13 protein-coding genes, 1 pseudogene and 2 riboswitches are annotated in these 25,049 nt (G+C 50.1%); all 14 genes and pseudogenes read right to left on the bottom strand.

What is annotated here, in order from left to right; all coding sequences use genetic code 11:
• Positions 1–96 precede the first annotated feature (96 nt).
• On the bottom strand, positions 97–2,187 hold the full coding sequence (locus tag ACTQZS_RS12335; protein ID WP_441476078.1) for a PAS domain-containing hybrid sensor histidine kinase/response regulator: 2,091 nt from the start codon (positions 2,185–2,187) through the stop codon (positions 97–99).
• Positions 2,188–2,439: 252 nt separating this feature from the next.
• Positions 2,440–3,849, bottom strand: coding sequence for a M18 family aminopeptidase (locus ACTQZS_RS12330; RefSeq protein ID WP_441476077.1), 1,410 nt, complete (start codon positions 3,847–3,849; stop codon positions 2,440–2,442).
• Positions 3,850–5,325, bottom strand: coding sequence for a hypothetical protein (locus ACTQZS_RS12325; protein WP_441476076.1), 1,476 nt, complete (start codon positions 5,323–5,325; stop codon positions 3,850–3,852).
• A 24-nt stretch (positions 5,326–5,349) separates the two neighbouring features.
• Positions 5,350–6,048 (bottom strand): YkgJ family cysteine cluster protein, encoded by a 699-nt coding sequence (locus tag ACTQZS_RS12320; protein ID WP_441476075.1) that lies wholly within the window; start codon positions 6,046–6,048, stop codon positions 5,350–5,352.
• A 110-nt stretch (positions 6,049–6,158) separates the two neighbouring features.
• The gene (gene thrH / locus ACTQZS_RS12315) at positions 6,159–6,764 is read right to left on the bottom strand and encodes a bifunctional phosphoserine phosphatase/homoserine phosphotransferase ThrH (protein ID WP_441476074.1); all 606 of its coding nucleotides are present in this window, start codon (positions 6,762–6,764) and stop codon (positions 6,159–6,161) included.
• Between the two features lie 33 nt (positions 6,765–6,797).
• The gene (locus ACTQZS_RS12310; protein WP_441476073.1) at positions 6,798–8,459 is read right to left on the bottom strand and encodes a family 43 glycosylhydrolase; all 1,662 of its coding nucleotides are present in this window, start codon (positions 8,457–8,459) and stop codon (positions 6,798–6,800) included.
• Positions 8,460–8,536: 77 nt separating this feature from the next.
• Positions 8,537–9,010, bottom strand: a complete 474-nt coding sequence (gene ilvN, locus ACTQZS_RS12305; protein WP_441101345.1) for an acetolactate synthase small subunit — start codon at positions 9,008–9,010, stop codon at positions 8,537–8,539.
• A 14-nt stretch (positions 9,011–9,024) separates the two neighbouring features.
• Positions 9,025–10,647 (bottom strand): biosynthetic-type acetolactate synthase large subunit, encoded by a 1,623-nt coding sequence (ilvB, locus tag ACTQZS_RS12300; protein WP_441476072.1) that lies wholly within the window; start codon positions 10,645–10,647, stop codon positions 9,025–9,027.
• A gap of 631 nt (positions 10,648–11,278) precedes the next feature.
• Positions 11,279–12,901: a S1C family serine protease gene (locus ACTQZS_RS12295; RefSeq protein ID WP_441476071.1), complete on the bottom strand. Its 1,623-nt coding sequence runs from the start codon at positions 12,899–12,901 to the stop codon at positions 11,279–11,281.
• A 416-nt stretch (positions 12,902–13,317) separates the two neighbouring features.
• Positions 13,318–13,514: riboswitch (cobalamin riboswitch) on the bottom strand.
• A 253-nt stretch (positions 13,515–13,767) separates the two neighbouring features.
• Positions 13,768–16,695 (bottom strand): hypothetical protein, encoded by a 2,928-nt coding sequence (locus ACTQZS_RS12290; RefSeq protein WP_441476070.1) that lies wholly within the window; start codon positions 16,693–16,695, stop codon positions 13,768–13,770.
• Positions 16,696–16,759: 64 nt separating this feature from the next.
• Entirely contained in the window at positions 16,760–18,124 is a 1,365-nt protein-coding gene (locus tag ACTQZS_RS12285) for an ABC transporter substrate-binding protein (protein WP_441476069.1), read from the bottom strand.
• Positions 18,121–21,744, bottom strand: a complete 3,624-nt coding sequence (locus tag ACTQZS_RS12280) for an Ig-like domain-containing protein (protein WP_441476068.1) — start codon at positions 21,742–21,744, stop codon at positions 18,121–18,123. Before ACTQZS_RS12280 ends, ACTQZS_RS12285 begins: the two co-directional genes overlap by 4 nt.
• A gap of 129 nt (positions 21,745–21,873) precedes the next feature.
• Positions 21,874–22,064: riboswitch (cobalamin riboswitch) on the bottom strand.
• Between the two features lie 211 nt (positions 22,065–22,275).
• On the bottom strand, positions 22,276–23,760 hold the full coding sequence (locus ACTQZS_RS12275) for a C40 family peptidase (protein WP_441476067.1): 1,485 nt from the start codon (positions 23,758–23,760) through the stop codon (positions 22,276–22,278).
• 239 nt (positions 23,761–23,999) lie between these two features.
• Positions 24,000–25,049, bottom strand: a pseudogene (locus ACTQZS_RS12270) (hypothetical protein); the annotation flags it as partial.

Genomic DNA, 25,049 nt, shown 5'->3' with positions numbered 1-25,049 from the left:
TTTCCGTTATTTTTTTATTTAATCTATTATATCACATGAATAAATGTGAAGTAAATCCACAGCTTACACACTTTCCGCACCCGTCTGTCCGATATGTCAGAGCGGATTTATGGTTTCCATGAGCGTCGCAAGCAGCTTATCCGCGTCCAGCGGCTTGGTGATGAAGGAATTCATCCCACAGGAAATCGCCCGGTTGACGGACTCCTCAAAGATATCCGCAGACATCGCAATAATCGGAATCGTCCTCAGATCCTGTCGGCTGGAGGAACGGATTCGCTCCGCAGCCTCATAGCCGCCCATCGTCGGCATCATGAGATCGAGAATCACCGCTGCGTAATACCCCGGCGATGAGCCTTCCGCCATCTCCACAGCCTCTCTGCCATTCCCCGCGCAGTCCGCCCGGATACCGGCACGGCTCATCATGCGCAGCGCGATTTCCCGGTTGATTTCATTATCCTCGGCAAGCAGGACTCTCTTTCCCTTCAAAGCAGAAAAATCACGTTCCTCCCGTCCGTCACTGAAAGCCGTGTTCTGTTCCTCCTTACCCGTACTGTCATTCTCCCCCGCATTTTTCTTCAGGAGTCCGAGCATGAGTGTCACCGTAAATACCGATCCGACGCCTTCCTCGCTGGAAACGGTAATCCCTCCTCCCATCTGCTCTGCCAGAGTCTTCGAGATCGAAAGGCCAAGCCCGGTACCCGAGCCATACTTGACCGGGTCCCGGTTTTCCTGAATAAAGGGCTGAAAGATTCGTTTCAGAAAATCCCGGCTCATTCCGCATCCGTTGTCCGAGACAACGATCTTAAGCTTCACCTTCCCGCCTGCTTCCTGATCGGAAATCTCCACACGTACCATCCCGTCTTCATCCGTAAACTTCACGGCATTATTCATCAGATTTATCACGATCTGCTGCACACGCATACGGTCACAGATAACATCCGGAATCTGAACACCACTGAAATCATAGGCCAGATTTACTTTTTTCCGGTTGGCAATGGGGCGGATGATTGTATCCGCGGCAGTAATGATATCCGCGAGACGGGTCTGCTTCTCCGACAGACGGAACTTGCCGCTGTCGATTTTTCCGATATCGAGCACGTCGTTGATAATGCCGAGCAGATACTGCCCGGACATATTGATCTTGTGCAGACAGTCCACTGCCTCGTCCACATCCTTTGCCTTCATGCCAAGACTCGAAAGGCCGATCACCGCATTCATGGGCGTGCGCATCTCATGGCTCATTCTGGACATGAACATGTTCAGATTCTCATTTGTCTTCTTCTCCGCCTGAAGCGCGTTCTTCAATTCATCCCCGAGCCGCTCGATCTGCTTTCGCTGATTGTAATCCTCGGTCACATCGATAAAACTTCCCACCAGACCGATAATCGTGTCCCCGTCGTAGATCGGCGCCTTGGTCGCGAGGATATCCCTCTCCTCGCCGCGGATTCTGCACTTCCCGTGCACCAGAAGCGTGCTTTCCCCGTGAAGGACTCTCTCCTCATCCCTGCGGAACGGATCCGGATCCTGGTGCCATCCCATCTCCTCATCGGTCTTGCCGATCAGCGCCTCGTCAGAGGGAAAACCGTAGAACTCCAGAAAAGCGCGGTTGACGCCGACGAAACGCCTGTCCGTATCCTTCCAGAAGATACAGTCCTGCGTCGTCTCCAGGACCTTATTCACCAGAAGCTTCCGCATCTTCTCAGCAGATGATTTCTGACGGCGGCGTTCCCCGTTCACATTCGTATCCACCAGACTGCAGTATACCAGGATTCCCTTTTCTCCCAGATTTCTGCCGAAAATTTCTGCCGGGTACCAGCGATAATCCGAATCCTTCTTCCGTTTCAGCCGGACACGGTAAACATATTTCTGCTCCGTGTAATTTTTCATCCCCGCAAACAGATGATCAATCCGTTTCCGGTCATCCGGATGCATCCACCCGCACTCATCGGGAAAATCATCCAGACCGGCAAAGGATGTCTCCGCACTCTCTCTGTCGATCTGAAGAAATTCCAGAAGCTTGTCCGTGACCGCCTCACAGCACATCCTGTCCGGCTGCAGCCGGAGAATGATCATCTGCACCGGTATCTTCTCCAGTTCCCTTCTGGTATCATCCGAAAAAAATCTTCTCTGCTCTCCCATGTCTACCACCCCGCTGTTCCATACTCCGGATCCCGTCCAGAAAATCACTCATTGATGTCTCTCCAAAACCACTGTTGTATGTCCCTGCAGAATCTTCGCTTGATATCATCACGGATCATCACGGAATCTGCTGTGCGCCGCCGCAGCGAGATAAAACACGCTGCGCGAGTTTTATCTCGCTATCGCGACGCTCGCCGCACACGAATACTTCGCATTCGGCTGCGGCTCACTGTTCGCGTAAAAAAATACCGCGGTGATCCGGGCACCAGACACGAAGCCCGGAACCCCGCGGAAAAAGCCTCACCGGATTTCCGGCAGCTTCTCCTCAAAGAAATATTTCGAAAACATTGCCAGATACTGCGGATCTCTGGCGCCCGCCGTCTCATAGGACGAATGCATGGCCAGCTGTGCCAGGCCGATGTCCACCGTATTCATAGACACCTGCGTATTGGAAATGTTGCCGAGCGTCGAACCTCCGCGCATATCCGACCGGTTCACAAATCCCTGACACGGAATTTTATGAGCCTCGCACAGACAGCGGAAAATCGCCTCGGACACCCCGTCGGTTGTGTACAGCTGATTGGCATGATTTTTGATGACGATTCCCTGATTCATGCGCGGACGCAGAACCGGATCCGCCTTATCCGGAAAATTCGGATGCACCGCATGCGCGTTGTCCGCCGATACCATAAAGCTGTTCGCAAGGATACGATGGCAATCCTCACGTCCGAGACCGAGGCCGTCCATGATCCGGTCGAGCGTATCACGCAGAAACGTTGATTCCGCGCCCTGCTTGCTTCTGCTCCCCGTCTCCTCATTATCAAAGACACAATGCATGCCAAGGATTCCTGTCCCGCTTCCGGCCTCCATTCCCGAATCCACAAATCCGAGGAAGGAGCTGTAGCAGCATTCCAGGTCATCCAGCTTCGGACTCGAGATAAACTCACAGTCCGCACCCCAGACCGACTGCGGTGTGCGGTTCACGAGGAAGAGATCCTCTCCGAGGATTTTTTCTCCCTTCTCCTCATCAACGCCCGCGGCATCGGCGATCAGCTTCCGGAACCCTTCCCGGTCGCCGTTCTGACTAAACAGCGGAAGCATATCCTTCTGCACATTATAGGCAGTGCCGTCATTGGCATTCCGGTTCATGTGAATCGCCAGAGACGGAATCATCAGAAGGTCCCGGTCAATATTCACCAGTCTCTGTTCGATCCGGAATGCAGGAAAATTCTCAGCTTGTCCTTCCGCTGCCTCTTCGTCCCTGCTCCCTTCAATCCCTGATGCAGAAGATCTTCCTTCTGCTCCCGGTACCAGGACCAGCACTCGTCCGGCGACGGAAAGCGGACGGTCAAACCATGTACTGCACAGCATCCCGCCGTATTTTTCAATATTCAGCTTGATCTCATCTGCGTTTACACAGATCTCCGGCGATGGCTTCACCTTGAATGTCGGAGAATCACTGTGACTTGCAATGATATGGACACTTCTGATCCCGCCCTCCGACAGATCCGGAAGCCGGAAAGAGAGAATGGACGAGCCGTTCCGCGTCACAAAATATCTGCCGCCCGGCTTCAGATTCCAGCTTTCTTCCTCCCTCAGCTCCTCATAATCGTGCTCGAGAAGCTCGTTCTTCAGATTTTCAACAACATGAAAACAGCTCGGTGACCGCCGGATGAAGTCCAGCACCCGGTCAGACGCATTGTCAAACATTTATTCTTCCTCTTTCTTTCTCTGGTAATAATTCAGATGCTTCGAATTTCCCATGCGGGCATCGTGCGCAAGAGCATTCCGTTCCGTCTCATCCAGCTTGTATTCGGGGATGTGTATCTCATCTTCCTCCGGCCTGAGTTCTTCCGGGTTCCGGATAATATGTGTGCCCTCATGTTCTTCCACATCCTGCACGTCCTGACGCAAACCCATCCGCTGCGCGTAATTTCTGTTTTCCACATCCGCCGCGCGCTGTGCATAGTATCTGCTCTCCGCGTCCGCCACGCGCTGCGCATAGTTTCTATTCTCCGCATCCGCCGCGCTCTGCGCATAATATCTGCTCTCCGCGTCCGCCGCGCGCCGCGCATAGTATCTGCTCTCCGCGTTTCCCATCCGCTGCGCGTAATTCAGATGTGACTCCGGCTCTGTCCGATGAGCGCTGCCGTCATATCCGCGCAGATCCCGATTTCCGGCGGCTTCCGCCATCCGCTGCGCGTAGTTTCTGTTCTCCGCGTCCGCCGCGCGATGCGCATAGTATCTGCTCTCCGCATTTCCCATCCGCTGCGCGTAATTCCTGTTCTCCACATCCGCCGCGCGCTGTGCATAGTTTCTGTTCTCCATGTCCGCCGCGCGCTGCGCACCTGCTCTGCGGCTTGCCGCCTGCGCGTCGCGAAGCGCCGCATCCTTGTCCGCGTCTGACGGAATAAAGAAACGCAGAAGCCTGGTCTTGTGCATGACAAAAATGCACAGGTCCATGAACAAATGGGCAATCAGCGTACTCACGATCACCCCGTTCGACTTCAGGAGAAAATTCACCTTAAAACCGTACCAGCATACAATCGCGGAATACCCTGCCATCAACCCCAGAAGCGGCAGGTTTCTCCACAGACCGGCGACTGTCTCCTTGAACCAGTCCCAGGTAAAATCGAAATACAGGAAACGGCCAGCTGCCAGCAGGAGAAAATACTGGATCAGCGTGTCGTAGTTGTCGTCCTGGTAGATCACCTTGATATAGAGCAGAATCAGAATGATGTAGAACGAGCTTAAAAGCCGGATACAGGCCTTCTGTTCCGACTTGATATGCGTAAGATGGACAAGAGCCACATCAAACCAGCTCGTAACCAGAACCGAGAGCAGGATGAAGACCAGCAGCAGTATATCTCTGTACTTGAACCAGTACTGTGACAACGGCGACCAGTACTCGTCCAGTAAATAGTATACGCTCAGGAAGAGCAGCACAGCCGTACTCGAGAACACCATCTCATAAAAACTCTCAATCAGAGAAAAATGCGTTTTCCGGACAGCTTTCAGCGTCCGGGTATCCATATTCACGGCGTCCTTCCTGCCATGATAACCGGTCTGCGCGCGCGCCGCGACCAGAATGACAGCCAGAACTCCGGCCAGACACAGAAACGAGACCAGAAAAAAGGGTCCCGCATTCTTAAAATCAAAGTAATGCGACAGATAAAAAGAATTCATGACAAACGCTTCCCTTCAAAAATATTACCGAAGCAGCGGTGCCAGCCCCTCCCGCGCCCTGTTCATTCTCCGGTCAAACTGCACATAGAAATCCGTCCCGGCCTGATACGGCATCACATAGAAGATCTGAAGCACATACCGCGTCACCTGGTCCCTGCTCCGGTCCGTAAGCATGCCGATCCTTGCACTCAAATCCTTCAGGAAAAAATGCCAGGTATTGATATATGCCTCATATCGCCCCGTCTCCTCCTCCGGCACGCCGATCCAGTCACATACCTTCACCATGGAAGAACCGCCCTTTGTGCACTCCCCCTTCTGCACAAAATAACGGAAGCTCCGGTCCTCATCCCGATAATATCTCCCCAGCGGGAACAGCCGGCAGAACCCGGGTCTTATCTCGTGAATTCCGCAGCGTCCGCTGCTGTCCAGAAACGGACACCCGTCCTCCCTGGACGGATCCGATTCGTCATGCTCCATGATATTCGGAAGGATCATCCCGTCCACAATGCGGATTTCAATTTCCTTCTCGATCATATCCTCAAAGCTTCTGCCCAGTCCGCAGGTCAGACGGTACATGTCCAGCGGATCGAGAACGATCGAATCCCCGGTCATACGGCAGCAGTCTGAACACCCGCTGCAATCCCCGCATCCGACCGGGGCCTCATCCTCCGCCCGGTAAAACCGTCCGTCCCAGATATCCTCAATGTCAACCTCACGGATCATATATGTTATCCACCTGATTTTGTACTTTTTCTGTGGATAATCCGAAATTGATGTTCATAACTCCAATATTTATCCACAATGTCCACAAGTTATCCACAAAATGTGAACGTTCACTCAGCCATAGCCTTCCGGATTGCCTGAAGAAGATCACTGTATTCCTCAAAAGCCGGAATCTCCGGATGGTCCGCTTTGATCTTCTCCGTGCTGCGGAACAGGAATCCGGCCTTGCTGGCCTGAATCATTCCCAGATCGTTATAGCTGTCTCCGCTCGCGATCGTATCAAATCCGATGGACTGCAGTGCCTTCACAGTAGTCAGCTTGGACTGCTCGCAGCGCATGCGGAAGCCGGTGATTTCCCCGTTATCCGCCACATCCAGCGTGTTGCAGAACAGTGTCGGATTGCCCAGCTTCTTCATCAGAGGTGCCGCAAACTGCTCAAACGTATCCGAAATCAGAATGACCTGCGTAAAGGAACGCAGCTCGTCCAGAAACTCACGCGCCCCCTCCAGCGGATTTATGGTCGCGATGACATCCTGTATTTCCTTAAGACCCAGGCCGTGCTCCTTCAGAATTCCAAGTCTCCAGTTCATCAGCTTATTGTAATCCGGCTCATCCCGGGTCGTTCTCTTCAGCTCCGGAATCCCGCTCGCCTTTGAAAAAGCGATCCAGATCTCCGGCACCAGTACTCCTTCTACATCAAGACATGTGATATACATGATTCATTTCCTCCTGTTATACGGTATATTTTTTCAGCCGAGTGAAAAATCAAGCAGATCAAACTGCCCTTTCCCCTCAAAAGCCAGATAAAGCGGTGCGGTTCCCGCCTCCTGTTCCCAGGAGGTACTGTGTTTTCTCCACTCTCCGCTTCCGCTCACCTCAATCTCCGCCACAGCATCTCCGTCGTCGCCCGTAATCACGTACAGGATGCCGTCTCCGCGTCCCCGCATCGTAACGGTGATCGTAACCTCCTCACCATCGAACTGAAAATATTTGTAACCGATGATCGTATTGTCGCTGATCCGGCCAACATACGTTTCCTGCTCCTTTCCCTTCGTCCCGGGAATTCTGCTGCACATGATTCTCGGCGCGTGATAGTCCATGCCGGCATTCGAGCCGTGCCGCATTCTCCCGTTTGTCAGATTGCAGCAGATCGCCGCTGGATAGGTGCCCTCCGCCTTCAGCGGACCACCGTTCAGACCGCAGCTGGTCATCTCCACCTGACAGATCGTGCCGTCCTCCAGAACCTCAATCGGCTCCGCACATCCCTGCCGGCTGTAATCGCTCATATTCGTCAGCCGGTGATAGAAGACATACCACTGCCCGTTGATGTACTCGATGCCTCCATGATTCGTTCCCGTATGGTTAAGCCTTTTGGACGGCTTCCTTCCATCCAGGTAGATATCGCCGTTTGAAATAATCGTCCCGCGGAACGTAAAGCCATGATCCGGATATTCGCTGGTGGCATAGCACAGCTCGTGATTCTGTCTCGAAGAATATACAAAAATGTACATCTTCCGGATCTCATAATCCGGGTCTCGAACCGTTTTTCCGCTTTTGTTCCTCACTTCGGTCTCTTCCGCTTGGGACAGTTCATCCGCCGGCGTCTGTTTTCCTACCGACAGCTGTTCTTCCGCCGGCGTCTCTTTTCCCGCCGATGTATCTTCTTCAACCCTCACCCGGTATTTCACACGGCGGATTGAGCTTCCCTCAAAAAACGGATGCCCGCTCTTCGCAAACTCATCTGGGACAATCTTCACAGGCTCCGTCCTGGCCGTGAGCATGTCGTCCTCCAGTTCCACCATGCAGGCGCCGTCAACCTCGCCCTTTACCGCGCGGATTTCCTCTGCCGTGCGCCCGAACAGCTTCTCCATGATTTTCCGCGCCGCCACAGGCGGCATTCTGTGCGCAAAGCCATAATATGTTCCGTAATACAGGCGGATCACGCCGTCGTCATTCAGAACCGCCGGATCAAAGCAGACATATTTTGTCAGAGGATTTCCCTCCCTGTCGCGGACGATGCCCAGATACTCGTAGTGTCCGTTCGGCTCATCCGCCACGGCAACACTGACCGGGTTGCTGTAGCCACCCTTTCCGCGGTAGCCTGCCATGCAGTAATACAGATAATATCTGCCATCCTTTCCGCGGACGCAGTCCGGTGCGTACATGTACGCCATTTTCCCTGCATTGTACAGCGGATCCTGTTTCGCGCTGTAGATCGTCCCCGCGCAGGTCCAGTTTCCGAGGTCATCAACGGGAGCCGACCACCCGACATAGTCCCTGGCACAAAAGGTGGCGGCATTTGCCCTGTCATGGGAACCGAAAACATACACGCGGTCTCCGAATACATGCGGCTCACCGTCCGGGACATATTCATCCAGTGGTAAATACGGGTTAAATGCCTGTTTCGTCATTTTTTCCTCCGTTCGCTCAGCCCTTTGACATCGCGATAACGCCGGTCCGCTGAAGCTCAAGAATTCCTCCGCTTTGCTCAGCCCTTCGACATCGCGATGACGCCGGTCCGCTGAAGCTCAAGAATTCCAAAGCTTCTCACCAGTTCAATGAATTCATTGATGGTATCCGGCTCGTCTGTAATCAGAATCACCATGTTTTTCGGCGCTACGTGACGAATCTTTGCTCCCATTACACTGCAGATCTCAATGAGAGAAGACCGGTTGGTCTGTGAATAGGAGACCTTGATCAGCATGGTCTCAAGCTCCACACACCTCGGCTCGTCCAGCCGGCGCACCTTGATGACATCCACCTTTTTGTTCAGATGCTTCTCAATCTGGTCAATCGTTCTCTGATCTCCGGTAGACACAATTGTCATACTGGAGACATCCTTCCTCTCCGTCTCACCTACGGCAAGGCTGTCTATATTATAGCCCCTTCTCGCGAACAGACCGGAAATTCCGGAGAGTACGCCGTCCTTATTCTCTACCAGTACGGAAAAAATACCTTTCATTTTTCGCGCCCTCCTTAATTTGTGTTGTTCGCGGAGTCAATTTCACAAACCATGATGCACGCCCCCGGGCACGCCAGGAATCGGTCAAGCTCACTGTCCAGGGTCTCATTGGAATCCGCATAAAAATAATCCATGTCGTAGGCTTCCGCAAGCTTGTCATAATGCGGATATTTATGCAGCTGCACTCCCGAGTAACGCTTATGGTACTTCTTCTCCTGGTGCTCGCGGACCAGACCCAGGTATGTGTTGCGCATCACCAGAATCTTCACCGGAATCTTATTCACGGCGATCGTCCCCAGTTCAAACATCGACATCTGAAAATCACCGTCACCGCATACGGCAACCACCTGCCGGGACGGGTCGACAAGCTTGGCACCGATCGCAGCCGGAATGGAATATCCCATCGTTCCCATTCCGCCGGTCGTCAGGAAACGGCCGTTCTTCATGATATAGTTGTCCGCCGACCAGAGCTGATTCTGGCCGACATCCGCGATATAAATCGCGTCGTCGTCCATTTTTTCCGACAGATGCTGCACCAGCGTCATCGGATTCACAAGAGCATCACTGAACTTCCGATGATCAACCGTGTGGTGCTTGATTTCCTCCAGCTGCTCCAGCCACGCACTCGTGTCTACATGAATGTCCGCGTCCAGAAGTGCCTGAAATACAAGCCGCACATCCGCCACAAGCGGAATCGTCGGGCCAAGATTCTTGCCGATCTCGGCAGAATCGATATCAATGTGAATGATATTGACCTGTTTTTCCAGGTTTTCCGGCTTCGGAACCGCGCGGTCGGCGATTCTGGCCCCGACCACGATCAGAAGATCACTGTTCGATACCGCGCGGTTCGCGTACGGCTTGCCATTGTTGCCCAGCATACCGAAGTACAGCGGATGCGCCTTTGGAAGGACTCCCATTCCCATCATGGTATGCACAAGCGGAATCTGATTCTTCTCACAGAAAGCCCGCACCAGCTCCTCCCCGTTTCCGAGGATTACTCCGCCGCCTACACAGATCAGCGGTTTTTTCGCCTTATTGATGGCTGTCACCACCTTCGAGAGCTGCTGCGCGTTCACCTTCGTGTTCGGCTTATACCCCCGGAGATTTACCTCCTCGGGATACACAAATTCCTTCTTTAAGGCCGCGCTCTGTACGTCACATGGAATATCAATCAGTACCGGACCCTTGCGCCCGCTGGACGCGATATAGAAAGCCTCCTTGAAGATACGCGGAATGTCGTCCGCATTCTTGACGAGGTAGCTGTATTTTACAAAAGATTCAGTGGCGCCTCTCATATCCGCCTCCTGGAACACATCTCTTCCCAGAAGAGCGCTGTTCACCTGCCCGGTGATCGCCACGATCGGAATGCTGTCCGCATACGCAGTCGCAAGCGCCGTGATCAGATTCGTCGCTCCGGGACCAGAAGAGGTCACACAGACCGCTGTCTTCCTGGACACGCGGGCATACCCGCTCGCCTCATGACCGGCCGCTTGCTCCTGACGCACCAGAATGTGCTCAATCGACGGCGCATCATAGAGCGCATCGTAAAAAGGCGCAATCGCGACTCCCGGAATTCCGAAAATCTTGGTAACGCCCTCCGCTTCCAGACACTTCACCATTGCCTCTGCACCATTCATTCTTCTTCCTCCAATCTTGTAAAAAACTAACCCATAGTGTCCGGAAGGCATCGTCTGCCTCCCGTTCATCCTATGCGCCATTGCATTTTTACTGCATGAGCTCTTCGAAAACGCAGACAGGATCGTCACGCGCGAAGCGTGTGTAAGAGACTGGATGCGATTTCGAAGGCAACAGGTATGAGGATGAAGCGCGAACGCGCGAAATCCGAATACCTGTAGGATTGCGGGAGTGCGAAGCACGGAGCAATCCGTAGCTTATGCATATTGTGGTGCCCGCCTGCGGGGCACGGAGCATCTCCGCACTCCGTGCCCCCATTTTAGCATTATTGACTCTGTTTGAAAACCATCGGTTAGCATTATTGGCTTTGTCTGAAAATCATCGGTTAGCATTATTGGCTTTGTCTGAAAATCATCGGATTCACAAATCCGATGCGCAATTCCGTTCGGAAAGCCGGACAAACCACAACGAGATAAAACACGCTGCGCGAGTTTTATCTCGCTATCGCGACGCTCGCCGCACACGAATACTTCGCATTCGGCTGCGGATCACTGTTCGCGTAAAAAAAGTTCCAGAGGCCCCTGCAGGCTTCTGGAACTTTTTTCTATTTGGCCTCATGCCGCATCAAATGATTCAGCCCCCGAACGGAAATCCGAATCCATAGCTGTACCCGCCGTTTCCGGAATTATCTGAGCTGTCGGAATCGGAACTGCTTCCCGAGTTATCCGTGCTTCCCGATCCGGAATCTCCGGTAAGAGCTTCCACATCGCTCTTGCTTCCCAGAGTAACCTTGACAGAACCCTCGGTATACTTTCCGTTATCCGATCTCTGATAGGTGATGGTCACGGTGTCGCCCGATTTATGATATCTAAGCTGCGTTGTCAGATCGTCTGTTGTGGAGACGGATGTTCCGTCAATCGCTGTGATGACGTCCCCCTTCTGCAGTCCTGCCTTTGCCGCCGGGCTTCCGTCCGGAACACTCGTCAGACAGATGCCTTCCGGCATGCTGTATACCTGAGCGTACTGTTCGGTTACATCCGCCGTGGAAACGCCGAGATATCCTCTCTTATCATCACTGTAAGTCGTCTTTGTGGTTTCATTCATGAGCTTTTCAAGAATCGACTCCGCCTTTGCCGTCGGGATTGCGTATCCCATGTTGTCGACGGAAGCTTCCCCGCTCGAGGAAGAACTCTTCGCCTCATTGATACCGATCAGCTCACCCTTCATATTCAGAAGAGCACCGCCGGAGTTGCCCGCGTTGATCGCGGCATCGGTCTGAATCAGACCGGTTGACTGCGTCGTCGTGCTTCCGTCCGAGAAGCTGAGATCACGGTTCAGGGCGCTCACATATCCGGAGGTTACAGACTGTCCATATCCGAGAGCATTACCGATGGCGACAACCTGATCGCCAAGCTGTACATCATCGGAATCGCCGATGGTAATCGCCTTGATCTGTCCGAGAGTATCATCACTCAGATCACTCTTTTTGACTGCTACCAGTGCGAGATCATTGTCCGAATCCGTGCCCTTGATCTGGCCTTCCACAACAGAATCATCGGAGAATCCTACAGAAATCGTCGTCGCGCCGTCGATGACGTGGTTATTGGTAGCAATCAGAACCTCATCATCCGTAATTCCGACGATGACACCTGTTCCTGCGCCTTCCACCTCATACTGCTGCGATCCGCCGAAGAAGCTCTGCATCTGTTCTACCGACATGGTTGAAATCGTAACCATGGAAGGCATCGCCTTTGCCGCCACCTCCGAGACAGTCAGATCTCCACTTGAAGAGGAGGATGACGATGTGCTGCTCTCGCCGGAATCCGAAGCCTTTGTCAGTGTAGCGGTCTGTGTCGCAGCCGATGCCGAGGTTGAAGAAGAAGTTGTATTCAATGCCGAGGCTCCGGCATTTACACCATAGGTCACGGTTCCGGCGATCAGTCCAAAGACAAGCGCGCTGGCGATTACTGTTCCCCATCTGTGTCCGCTCCCGTTCTTCTTTGCCGCTCTTGCCAGCCTGCGGCGTTCCTTACGGTTCAGCTTCTTATCCTCGTTCCCGTTCTGCTGAAAATCATTCTGTCCATTGTTGTTGCTGTTATTGTCGTAATAGCCGTTATTGAATTCACTCATAATATTCACCCTTTCACCATTCTCCGCCGCCTGGTCCGCAGAGCTTTTGAATTCCTGCCTGATTTCTTCGTTTCGATATTCATAGGATTCGATATTCATTCGATTCGATGTCCATTCGATGTCCATTCGATTCCATATCCATTCGATTCGATGTCCATTCGATATTCAGCCGCTTCGTATCAAACCCTGCGACGTTGAAATTTCCCTTTGTTCTGTATATCTTCCTTACGATTTATATAGTATCGAAACTCTGTGATCTAATTTTGTGAATTCTGTGTCTCATTTTTGATGAGATTGTGATGAAAGTGTGATGCTTGCCATATGTGCATTTTCTGTCCCGGACCGCAACGCACCGATTCGGTCCCGGCAGCTTTTCCGGTTCAGGTTCAACTGATAATAAACGTATAGTACGAGGCCGGATCATTCACGTTCACCGGACCGTGCTATAAAAAACAGCCTGACTTATTACAAGCCAGACTGATCTCTGTTATTTATCCACTGACAGGACATTTTCCCTGCACATCCGCTCAATAAGTCGTTAAGTAAGATGTCGGAGAGGAGAAAGTATCCTGGCTTAAGATCCCTGCGCCGCGCAGCCTTCCCGGTCTCCCAGTGGCATTCTGCACAGCACTCCCTTCTACAGTGGCGATACCGCATCAGCTTTTACTGATTTCCATATCAACCAATCCGCAATTATTCTATTTTCGATGGACAGATGTCTCTTCTTAACAAGACATGCCTCTTTTTAGAGGTATTTCCATACAATTCAGACAAATCCGTCTTTGAAAGAGTACCATAGATTACTCTCGCTAAAAAGCTTATCATATTGATATCCAGTCATCAATTTTTTTGATGGCTGCTTCTAGACATCTGGCGCGCTTGAGCGAAGCAAGAGCCCTTGTCTGACTAGTTTTCAGTCCGACAAGGGCTCTTGCAAACAGTCAGGAGTTTGCTTTTCTTAACCAAAAATTGCCAACTCCCAATCATTTATTTTATTTCCAACAGGTATTTGCTGTACTTCCAGGTGCTGGCGCTCCTTTTAAAACCATCACAGTTTCCAGCGCTTCCCCTCTAAGACTGAGCCCGGTAGAGCCACAATCTTCTCCATTCTTTGCCCATCCTGTCCAGCCTTTGTTCTGGACATGAACTCTGTAATAAATATCATACTTTTCGGCTATATTTCCTGTCAGCTTGATTCTGACTGCCTCCAGCCTTCTTTTCTGGCCGGTAGTTCCGGAGATCTGCCCATTCGTCTTCCATGATCGTTCCCATCCGATATTCTGAAGATGGCTCTGATATGCAATGCCGCCTTCACTCTGTGGCAGGTTCAACGTAAGCTTAACAGCCTCCATCCGCAGCTTCTTTCCGGTTGTTCCGGCAATTTTTCCATCACTGACCGAAGTCATCCAGCCTTTATTCTGTACATGAGTCTGATAACAAACCAGAGGCTCAACATAGGATCCATCAGTGCTTCCTGGTGCCGCTGAACCTTTGGAAAGTATTCTGACACGAATTGCTTCCATGCGGAGACCTTTTCCGGTTGTCCCGGCAGAAGCACCGTTTTTTGCCCATCCAAGCCATCCGTAATTTTGCACATGTACCTGATACCAGATGTCATACTTATCAGCATCGCTGCCTGTAAGACGGATCTGAACAGCCTCCATTCGAAGTTTCTTCCCTGTTGTTCCGGAGATCTGTCCTTCTTTTGTCCAGCCGTTTTCCCATCCACTGTTCTGAATGTGGCTCCGATATTCTGCCTGTACGTCTGCATCGCCAGTGGTACTGAGCTTAATTGCTTCCATCTGCAGGGCTTTTCCAACGGTTCCGGCTTCTGTTCCATCCGTCACATTTGCCTGCCAACCAATATTCTGTACATGAGCAGAATAAGACAATCCGATAGTTTTCAGCTCTTCTTTTTTCTCTTTTTTCAGAATTACTGTATGCTCTGTTTCTGTTCCATCCGGCGCATATGTAAATGTCTGTGTCTCATACCCATCAGCACCTGCTTCTACCGTATAAGCGGTATCCTTTACTAATGTATAGGCTGAATCACTGTCTGGATTAATTTGTGTGTCTTTGCGTTTTACTGTAAAGGATGCACCTTCGACAGTATTCCCTTCTTCATCCACCGCACGGAATTTGATCTGCTCCGTGACAGGATCGATCTTCAGTGTTTTCGCTGTTTTACTGATGGTGACTTTTCTTTCAACCCAGTTGCCGCTGCTTGTTCCTCGGAAGGAAACAACAACGGGCTGTTCCAGATAATCCTTTGTAATATTTCCGCCAAAGGACCCCTCTCTCACAGCTACGGTAAAGGTATTCGCATCATCCAGACGGGTTGTCTCACCCTTTGTTTCCGCTTCCGCCGCATCTTCCTTTGACCCGATATAGAGTCGGTCGTAGCTGCCATTCTGCATAATCAGTTTCAGGGTTTCGCTGTATCCGTTACTGTTTGGTCCTCCGATCGTCTCCAGCTTTGCATCCGGTTTCTTCATCATGATCCCATCTGCAAGGGTAACCGCCAGACTGGCTTCGCTGGTAAAATCACCCGTAACCAGTGTCTTTGCGCTTTCATTTACCTGAATCTTGCGGGGATAAAAGGCACGTTTAAGATCATTGTTCCCGTTCAGGTATTTGCCGTAATAGGTGTTTGACACCGCTACCAGCGGAATATCTGTTCCGTTCAGCTCCCCCTCTGTCAGAGAAATGGAGAACTCCCATCTTTTTTCGCTGTTCTGATACCCGTGTACCCAGCTATCGTTTCCTTTGTCCTTCGATCCATCACCATTGGAAACAGCTTCCTCATAAGTTCCTTTGTACAGCTCATGATAGCCGCTTCCGCTTAAATCCATAACCAGGTATGTCTGATCTCCCTGCTTCTCCAGCCTTGCATTAACAGCCTTAAACATACCTGTATTATTTGTTATTGTCAAAGCAGTTGCTGCCGACTCATCAATCTCAGTTGTGACAGAATAACCGATCTCGGTTCCCATTGATGAAGAATATGCAGCAATATAAAAGGTGCTGTTCAGATCAATCGGCACATTCTGAAATGTAGTTACTTTATTTTCCCCTGTGCCAGATGCCGTTCCTTTATAAGTTTCCCCATTTGTCCGAAGAGTTGTGTATGTTCCGCTGTCTACCTGAATGGTAGCTACGGCTTTTCCCTGACCGTCAACCGTTACTTCAGTAACTGTCCAGGTTCTGATTCTACTAGAAGAACTTTTTCCCTTGGATGATGAAGACGTAAGAGCTGGAGTCGTACTCGCACTATACGTTCCCTGAGGCAGAGTCGTGCTGTTATCCACTTTTTTTAAGACTTCCAGTCCCCATAAGGCGCTCTCCAGAACACGGCCATAAGATTGCTCTTTTGTTTCCGGTCTATTTTTCGGATCATCCAACGTCGCTTTGTCCGCATCACTAAGCGCATTATAGGCAGACTCGGCTTCTTTAATTTGCGCTTCATTATCTGCCGTTACATCTTTAATATCAGGAAGAGCAGCGATCAGTTCCTTGACATGCTCAATTCCTTCTGAATTAGAATCTGTATTTTCTGTATTTTCTGTATTTTCTGTATTTTGAGACTGCACACCGGTAGAAATCTCTTCAGGTTCTCCCGAACCAGATGTCTCCTGTCCCTCATCCGAATCAGATGATCCTCTGGATGCCGGGGTTTCCTCTTCAGTCTCTACGCTTGGAGTTTGATTGTCAGAAGCTTCTTCTTTCTGTACGTATGTTCCTGTCTCCGTCTCGTTGGTTTCTGCACCAAATGATGAGGTATTTACCTCCGTCTCCTGCTCAGATGTTTCATACGCATTTTGTGTCTGCACCTGTCCATCATCGGCCATAACTGTAATTGGTGTTAATGCCATGGATGCAGCCAGAAAAAGAGTCATCAGCATCTTCATTCGTTTTTTCATAGACCTTTTCCTCCTTAAGAAACACTTCAAACATATATATTGATGTCAAAACGATTAGGATAAGCTATGACGCTACTTTGGAGAGGAATGTCATCTGCGACTCGTCACCTCCGGTCAGCATCAGATGAACATCAGTGATAAACTGCCCAACGGTGTCGGTAGACTGATACATGGCTTTTCCCACCTGCCAGACATTACCATCCTTAACCGCCTTGAAATCAGCAAAGGTATCGCTTTTTTCCACAAGATCCTGCACTGAGCTCAGTCCATTTTCGATGGCTCCGTTGTAAATCAGATAATCCGCGCTGTTGGCTTTGTTGTAAAACTCTTCCATAGACAGGCTGACGGAGACACTGGATCCCTCTCCGTTGTCCAAATCCTTAAAAATATAGACGCCGCCGCCCTCTTTGATCATGTTGGCGATATAATCCTTTCCTGACCGTACGGTTACTGTTCCATCTGTCCCTACTGAGAAGAAGGCTACGGTTTTCCCGGTACTCTGTTCTCCCGCTAAATCCGAAATGACCTTTGTCTGCTCTGCAAAATGAGCAAACGCCGCATCCTCTTTATTTACCATCGCTCCGTAGAGTTTAATCCATTCTGTGCGACCCAGCGCCTCTGATTCATAGCTGGAACGGTCGATAAACACCGGAATACCGATGCTCTCTATCATTTCCTGCACTTCCGGGTTATGCAGAATCATCGTGGATTCAATAGCAAGATCACAATTCTTTTCTACCATGATCTCATAATCCGGCTCGCTGTATTTTCCGGCAAAGACAATAGAGCCATCCTCCATAGCTTTCCTGGCTGCATCAATAGTCCAGTTATCCGCCTCAATCCCGCACATGGTAACAACATCCAGGCTGTCCAGCGCGCAGAACAGCGACATGGCCGAAGTCGCCGCCAGATAGATATTATGCGGCTGCTTGATGACCGTAATATCCTTGGACAGCCCGTCCGGAGCTTCTTTTCCGTCGGGCACCAGAAGGTAATCCCCACTTTTCGGAACGGACAACAGCTTATAGCCATCTTCATAGTAATAAACGTTAAAGCACGTCGCATACTGAAGGACCATAGTCCCGGTGTACGTCAGACCTTTTATTTTAGGGGCATTGTCCGGGTCGTTGACCGTCTCCAGGGTAGTTTCCGCCTCCGCTTCTGACGCTTTTGAAGAAGCGGTTCCCGCTGAAGACGTATTGACAGCCTCTGAGGAAGAAGCGGTCGAAACCGTTTCTCCTGTCTCTCCTGCGGAACCGGAGGTAATGTTTTCTGAATTTTCCGCTGTTTCAGAAATGGAACTGCTCTGTGCTGTTCCGGAAGATGCGGACATTGCAGCCCCGGAGGATGCGCCACATCCGGATATCAATACTGAAGCCGACAGCAGAACCGGGATCCATTGTTTCCAGAATCTATTTCTTTTTTTCATTTCTTCACGCTCTTTTCCGCTGTCAGTGCCTCAACAGCCTCTTTTTTCTCCTGCTCCGATGCGCTGTCCGTTACTTTTTTATACAGATCTTCTGCCTGATCCTGTGCATCGAAAATGATTCCGTATACCTTGTACCATTCTGCCTTTGCCAGATCATTCTTCTCATCTGCGCTTCTGTCCACAAACATGGCCATGTTCATCTGAACCGCCTGAGAGGCGAGCTTTTCAAAGGATTTCATATCCTCATCCGCGTTCTTTTCTTCCTTCGGGAGGATCTTCGAGGACTCTATCGTGAAATTCGTTTCCTGCTTAATCAGTGTTTTCAGATCCCATTTATCATAGGTGCCCGCCTGATAGATCTTTCCATCCTCACCGTCTTCTTTTTCCAGCGCAGAACGGACGGATCCATCTTCGATATCGTTATCTTCCACACCCAGGGCTTTAATATCCTCTGTTTTGCCAAGCTCTGACAGTATTTTCAACGCCTCCGGAGACGTGACAAAGGTCTTGTCCGCAGGCTGACGGATGATGATTACATCCTTCTCCAATCCGGCAGGAATTTCCTGGCTCTCAGGAACAACAAGATACTTTACAATAGGATTGGTGTAAAGCTTCTCCTCTTTCTCTTTCGGACTCGCCGCAGAAGAGGTGGAGCTTACGGATTCTTCCACGTTATCTGTCTCTGCATCGGCAGATTTCTCTGAGGAATCTGTCGATTTTGTCTTCCCGCTCTCCGAAGTGCTCTCATCTGTCTGTTCTGCCTCGTCAGAGGTATCGGTCCTTGCAGTGTCCGCAATCAGATTTACCTCAATCAGATAGATGTCATTTTCATAATTAAAAACTTTTAGTTTATTGGAATAAGTAATTTTCGTCTCGCCGGTACTCTTGATTCCTGTTATCTCAGGTGCCTTCTCATCCAGTGCTTTTGTGGAATCCTTAACAGAAGTTCCGGTCTCGCTGCTGCCGGATTCCCCGATATACAGGGTATAATCAATCCAATGCTCCGCCGACATGGCTGATGTCAGAGCACTGATTGCTGTATTTCCATTCAGATTCACCGGTATGGTAAATGTGTTGGAGCCGTTATAGGTTCTTCCTCCCACACGGACTGCCGTGTAGCTGGACGTTCCTCCGTTTGCTCTGGAGAAGGTAATCGTCGCATATGCCTGTCCGTTTACGATCTCTACTTTACTGCAGGAGATAACTGCTCTGCCGGAACCTCCAGAGTAAGAGAAGCGGTACTTACCCACTGCATTTCCGCCGCTGGTTGCACCCTTTGCGCTTTCTGCTGTTTTTGTTGTGCTGCCGAATGAAGTATTCTTTCCACTGCCTGAGCCGCCCTGGCTGCCGCTTCCTCCCTGTTGCTTTCCGGTTCCGTCCGTTACCGGCTTATAAGGATCCGACTGCCAGTCCATAGCCTCACAGGAAATAGTCATATTCGACTGATCCAGCGTAATCGTCCGCGCATACCATGCGTTCCTGTTTTTGGAAAGCGCTGCCAGAGAAAATATTCCGTCTTTTTCTGTCACAGGAATTACAAACTCGTATTTTCCGCTCTGATTCACAGAATAACCGATTCTGGCTGCGCTGTCTGATTTTGCCGCATCCGCCTGAGATCCCCTGAACAACTGCGTATAGGATGTTCCGTTCAGCGCAATTCTGAGCTTCCGATTATTCTCCGTTCCTTCCAGTGAAGCAGAGACGATCTTAAACATTGCAGGGGTCTTTTTAATTGTCAGCGCTCCTCTCCTGAATCCGCTTCCCTGCGTTTTTTTCTTCAAGGTAAGAATAACCTTATCTTCTGTAGTGTCCGCCGCCGTGTAGGAAACACTGGAAGATTCATACCCGTCCGCGGATGCGGAAATGGTGTAAGCAGCTCCTACGGTCAACGAATATTTTCCCTCCTTCGCAGAGAATGTCTGGCTTCCTTCCGCAACGGTAACATCCGCGGGAATGGCGTTACCATTCTCATCCTGCACGGAGACGGAGAGATTCATCTTTTTATCTTCAGTGCAGAAAGTAATATCTTTATAAGTTTTCCAAATAACCCTCCCTTCCATACCGGTGTTTCTGCCGGAAAATGTCATGGGCGTATTCAGCTTTACCGGAATCCAGGCCGCACTTACAGTGGAACCATCGATTACCTCCAGGCTTGTCGGAATTGTCCTGACCTTGTCATTCAGGAGATTGGCGAGCTCCTTCTTCACTTTCCCAGGATCTATTGTATTTTGCTCATAACCGGCCGCCGCGCCGATATATACGTGAGTATATTTCGAGCTGGTAAAGTAAATATGCGCTTTTGCCTTTCCATCCTTTACGACAATCTGGTCATAGTAAACTTTTTTTCCATTCGCTGATATAGAAATCGGTTCATTACTTCCCGGATAATCTCCGTCCGGCAAAGTTGTGGTGTTATCAAATTCCGGCTGTGCTGTATTTTCCAGATTAACTGTAAAGCTATAAGAAAACCATTTTCCCATCGAAGGGTTATAAGCGGAAAATGTCATTTCCGAATTCAGCGCAACCGGAACTGTTACCTGTCCTCCGCTGAATTTATAGAATCCTGCCGAAGTATTCTCCGTCTCCGCGTCCGCTTTTCCCGATGCAGTTCCGTCATAGTAGGTAGTAAATCCGGAAGTTGCGGTCAGTATCACATACGCCTTTCCGCTATTCACCAGAATCTTATCGCAGGAAAGTATTTGCTTTCCCTTGCGGTTCTTCGGCATTTTCTGGTCTGCAGGCTGATACGTCCCATCTGCAAGCGCTGTACTGTTATTATAGGAAGCCCGTACATAACTGCTTTCTCCATCTGAAGTGGCCTTTTCCGATGCAGATCCCTGTTTTCCGCCATCTGCCGCAGAAGAATTCTCTTTGGCAGCCTGCACCGTTACAAGCAGAGATGCACTGCGCCCGCCGTCTGTGGTCGTTACAGTAATCTTTGCAGTACCTTCTCTGCCTGCAGTCAGTTTTCCGTCTGCATCTACTTTTACTACGGATTCGTCCTCAGATTTCCATGTGACCGTATGATCGGCTGCATCCGCTGGCGTGATCTCAGCGGTCAGCTGATCCTGTTCAGCATCTCCTGCTACCAGAAGAAGCGCATCTTTTCCCTCTTTATTTTTAGCTATCTTATTCCGGCTGTCCTTAATTGCAACAGCAGTCACGGAAATTCTACCTGTATTCTGGCCGGAGTCCTCCGTACTTTCAGCTGCTTTTGTGTTCTTTTCCTCAGCCTGCGCATCAGTTCCTGTTGCCGCGCTGTCTGCAGCAGCCGTGTCAGAACTTCCTGCTGACGAAGCAGGAACCTCTGCTGCAGAAGAAGGTGTATCTGTCACAGAATTCTCCACTGTCTGTGCATTTTCAGACTGCTTCTGTACGGTATTCACGACTTCCGCAGAAACACTCTGTTCCTCTGCAGTCTGCTCTGCCTGCGCCTGTACCGGCTGGCTTTCCTCTTCCCTGTGATTGTCCTGTTCTGCCGGTACCTGATTATTTTCCGCTTCTTGTGTTGCAGCAGTTGTACTGTCTGGTACTCCTTCGTCAGCAAGTACAGGTGACGTCATAGAAAGCGCCATGGACGCAGAAAGAATAAAGGTCAGTAATCTGCTTCGTAATTTCATACAACTTTTCCTCCTCAAAAAAAAGCATGCACCGGGAAAGCGCATGCCAAAAAGAAATATTCTGAAAACGAACGCTCTGTTCGTCCGGAAAATTTCTCTGAAGATTCTGCTTTCCCTGGAAGCACAATCGGGTTCTATGGATTATCAGCAGGTTTCCTGGCTTGCAGTTCAGACACTTCCCGCGCCTTCTCGCATTCCCTTATGCAATGCAATGACATTCAGCGGTTAGCTCGCTGCTTACAGTGACCGGATCGCTCAGGTTTTCCACCTGATTTCCTATTGTCCGTCAAAGAGACGGCACTGATAATCATCTGCCTGTTTTCTTATTATAGCGGATTACTGATAAATTACAACCGGTAAAAAAGTCTATGCCGCAAATATATAAATCAGTATCCGACATAAATGATACATCCGACGCAGAACAGCCAGACAGGATCAAATACCTGTCTGGCTGTTAATAAATACTCCACTCGAAATAGATATCTCTATGGATCTTCATGCTCCAGAGAGTACGATGCGTGATGAATGAGATTAATAGATCATTCTGCGAATGGTAACGATCGGCTCGAATGCCGGATTGCTCTGAGTGATGATTCCGAGAGACTCATCCGCCGCATGAACGATCATGTTGTTTCCAATATAGATTGAGGTATGGCTTCCGTAGTTGATAACGTCGCCGGGCTGCATCTCACTATAAGATACGGCAATACCCTCATTCGCCTGTGTATAGGTCGTGCGGCTCAGTGAAATGCCGAAGTGTGCGTATACCTGCTGAACAAATCCGGAGCAGTCACATCCGTTTGTCAGTGAAGTTCCGCCCCATACATATGGATTTCCCACGAACTGAAGCGCATAATTTACAACATCCTGACCGCTTACTCCACTCGCTGTCGAGGCCGAAGAGGAGGTGCCGGATGAAACAGACGATGAAGCAGAAGAACCATTGTCATAGGAGGTACTGCTGTCTGCAGTACTTGTGTCTGTTGTAGTTGAACTACTCGTGTCTGCAGCACTTGTATCCGCAGTACTTGTATCTGCAGCGCCTGCATCTGCAGAAGAGCTGTCTGTTCCCGCAGAAGTATTCGCGGATGATCCGCCGGCTTCCGCAGAGGCATTTGCTGTCTGAGAAGCCGCCTGCTGTGCCGCTGCCTGCTGTGCTGCTGCCTGTTCAGCCGCAGCCTTCTGCGCTGCTTCTGCAGCTGCTTTTTGCTGGGCCTCCTGCTCAGCCTTCGCATTCTGTGCTGCTTCTTTCTGAGACTGCAGTTCGGAAATCTGAGCGTTCTGTTCCTGAATCAGGGAATAATACTCATCCGCCCTGTTCTGAGCATCCGAAAGCAGGGAATCCAGATCCTCTCCCTTTGCTTCCGCGTCCGACTTCAGAGATTCCAGGTTCTCCTTAGCGCCTTCCAGCTCCTGTTTGGAAGCTTCCAGAGAAGATTTCTGAGAAGTTTCCTGTGCCTTCAGCGTCTTTACCTTTGATACAGTCTCGGTATATGCCTCAAGCTCCTCTCTGTCGTACTTATACAGGGACTTTGTATTATCTACATTATCAAGGCCCTCCGAAAGACTGAGACTTCCGATCATGACGCTTGCCCAACCGCTGTCTCCGCCCTCCTCATAGAGATACTGTATCCGCTTCTTCATGGCCTGATACTGTGTGTCCTGATCCTTCTCTGCCTCCTCAAGATCAGTCGTTGTCTGCTCCAGCTCTTTCGTCTTCTGCTCGATCTGATCATCAAGAGAAGAGATAGACGCCATCGTAATCACAAGCTCCTGATCATATCCATCGATCTGTGAAAGGATCTGCTGCTTGTCGGATTCCATGCTGGAGATAGAATTCTGGATGTCTGTAAGATTCTGATTCGTCTCTGCCTGCTGATTCTGCAGATCACTGATTGCATTGTCCGCATTCTGAATCTGAGTGTCGAAATCATCCGCACTTACAGGCAACGGCTGTGCGCCAAGCATGGCAGCTGCAATTCCAATTGTAAGTAAACGCTTAAATCTGACCTTCAAAAATATAACCTCCCTGCGCTTAAAACTTCAGGCGCATTTTTGTAATCTTCTTGTTACACTTTCCGTAATCTTTTACAATACTATCACAGGACATCCAAAATTGCAACGGCGTGATGGGAATTTTTTACATTTTTGTTACAAAGTATTGTCTTGTCTTATGCTTAACCCAAAACCCATCCTTCACCCGCACCCTGACAGAATGACGAAAGCCCCGGCGATTTGCCGGGGCTTGTAATCAACTATGCCTTCCTGTAAAAAGAATTTTCTGTACTTCCAGGTGCCGCTTGTCCCTTTGGCACGAGCTTGATCTGAATTGCTTCCAAGCGGTAAGAATACCCTGCCGTGCCGGCAGCGTCTCCATTCTTTGCCCATCCCATCCAGCCGAAATTTTGCGCATGCACTCTGTAATAAATATCATAATGTTTCGCCATCTCTCCCGTCAGTTGAATCCGAATCGCCTCAAGACGTTTGGACTGTCCTTCCGTTCCGGACATCTTTCCATTTGATACCCAATTATTCCATCCATACGTCTGTACGTGTGTCTGATACTGAATACTTCCGCTATAATCCGGATTTGTAAGCTCGATCCAGATGCCTTCCAATCGTTTGGACTCACCCTGTGTGCCAGAGGATGCTCCATCAGAAACCCAATTCTGATTGCCATAACTCTGTACATGTGTCCGATATCTGACACCGCTCGGTTTCTGATAGAAAGCATTCTCCGTTGATCCCGGTGCTTTTCCTCCTTTTTCCACTAATTGTACCTGAATTGCTTCTAATCGGTAAGAATACCCTGCCGTGCCGGCCTGCTCGCCGTTCTTCGCCCAACCGAGCCAACCGAAATTCTGCGCGTGAACTCTGTAGTATACATCATAATGCTCCGCCATTTCTCCAGTCAGACAAATCTGAATCGCCTCGAGACGTTTGGACTGTCCTTCTGTTCCGGACATCTTTCCATTTGATACCCAATTATTCCATCCATAGGTCTGCACATGTGTCCGATACTGAATGTCTCCAGGATATGTCTGATCAACAAGCTCAAGATAAATCGCCTCCATACGTTTGGATTCTCCCTGAGTGCCGCTGATCTTCCCTCCAGTGACCCATCCCTGGCTTTCTCCATATGTCTGTACATGTGTCTTATATCTAACATTCGTTGTATTCTTATTAACGTCTGCTGCCTTTGCCCATACAGCATACAGTGTCATATCTGAATCGGGCGTCACTGAAGACAGTTCCTCAGCCGTCCATTCCGGCTCCGTCGCATTCTGGTCTGTACTCCATCCCTT

Origin of the sequence: Bilifractor sp. LCP19S3_H10, from assembly GCF_052119185.1 — a bacterium.
Classification (GTDB): domain Bacteria; phylum Bacillota; class Clostridia; order Lachnospirales; family Lachnospiraceae; genus Bilifractor.
The sequence above is the reverse complement of the archived record's forward strand: the minus strand, read 5'-3'. Positions and strand labels throughout refer to the sequence as shown.

Coding starts and splice junctions, on each gene's coding strand:
- ACTQZS_RS12330 (WP_441476077.1), bottom strand. CDS start 3,849: ATGTTTGACAATGCGTCTGACCGGGTGCTGGACTTCATCCGGCGGTCA.
- ACTQZS_RS12325 (WP_441476076.1), bottom strand. CDS start 5,325: ATGAATTCTTTTTATCTGTCGCATTACTTTGATTTTAAGAATGCGGGA.
- ACTQZS_RS12320 (WP_441476075.1), bottom strand. CDS start 6,048: ATGATCCGTGAGGTTGACATTGAGGATATCTGGGACGGACGGTTTTAC.
- thrH (WP_441476074.1), bottom strand. CDS start 6,764: ATGTATATCACATGTCTTGATGTAGAAGGAGTACTGGTGCCGGAGATC.
- ACTQZS_RS12310 (WP_441476073.1), bottom strand. CDS start 8,459: ATGACGAAACAGGCATTTAACCCGTATTTACCACTGGATGAATATGTC.
- ilvN (WP_441101345.1), bottom strand. CDS start 9,010: ATGAAAGGTATTTTTTCCGTACTGGTAGAGAATAAGGACGGCGTACTC.
- ilvB (WP_441476072.1), bottom strand. CDS start 10,647: ATGAATGGTGCAGAGGCAATGGTGAAGTGTCTGGAAGCGGAGGGCGTT.
- ACTQZS_RS12295 (WP_441476071.1), bottom strand. CDS start 12,901: ATGGACATCGAATGGACATCGAATCGAATGAATATCGAATCCTATGAA.
- ACTQZS_RS12290 (WP_441476070.1), bottom strand. CDS start 16,695: ATGAAAAAACGAATGAAGATGCTGATGACTCTTTTTCTGGCTGCATCC.
- ACTQZS_RS12285 (WP_441476069.1), bottom strand. CDS start 18,124: ATGAAAAAAAGAAATAGATTCTGGAAACAATGGATCCCGGTTCTGCTG.
- ACTQZS_RS12280 (WP_441476068.1), bottom strand. CDS start 21,744: ATGAAATTACGAAGCAGATTACTGACCTTTATTCTTTCTGCGTCCATG.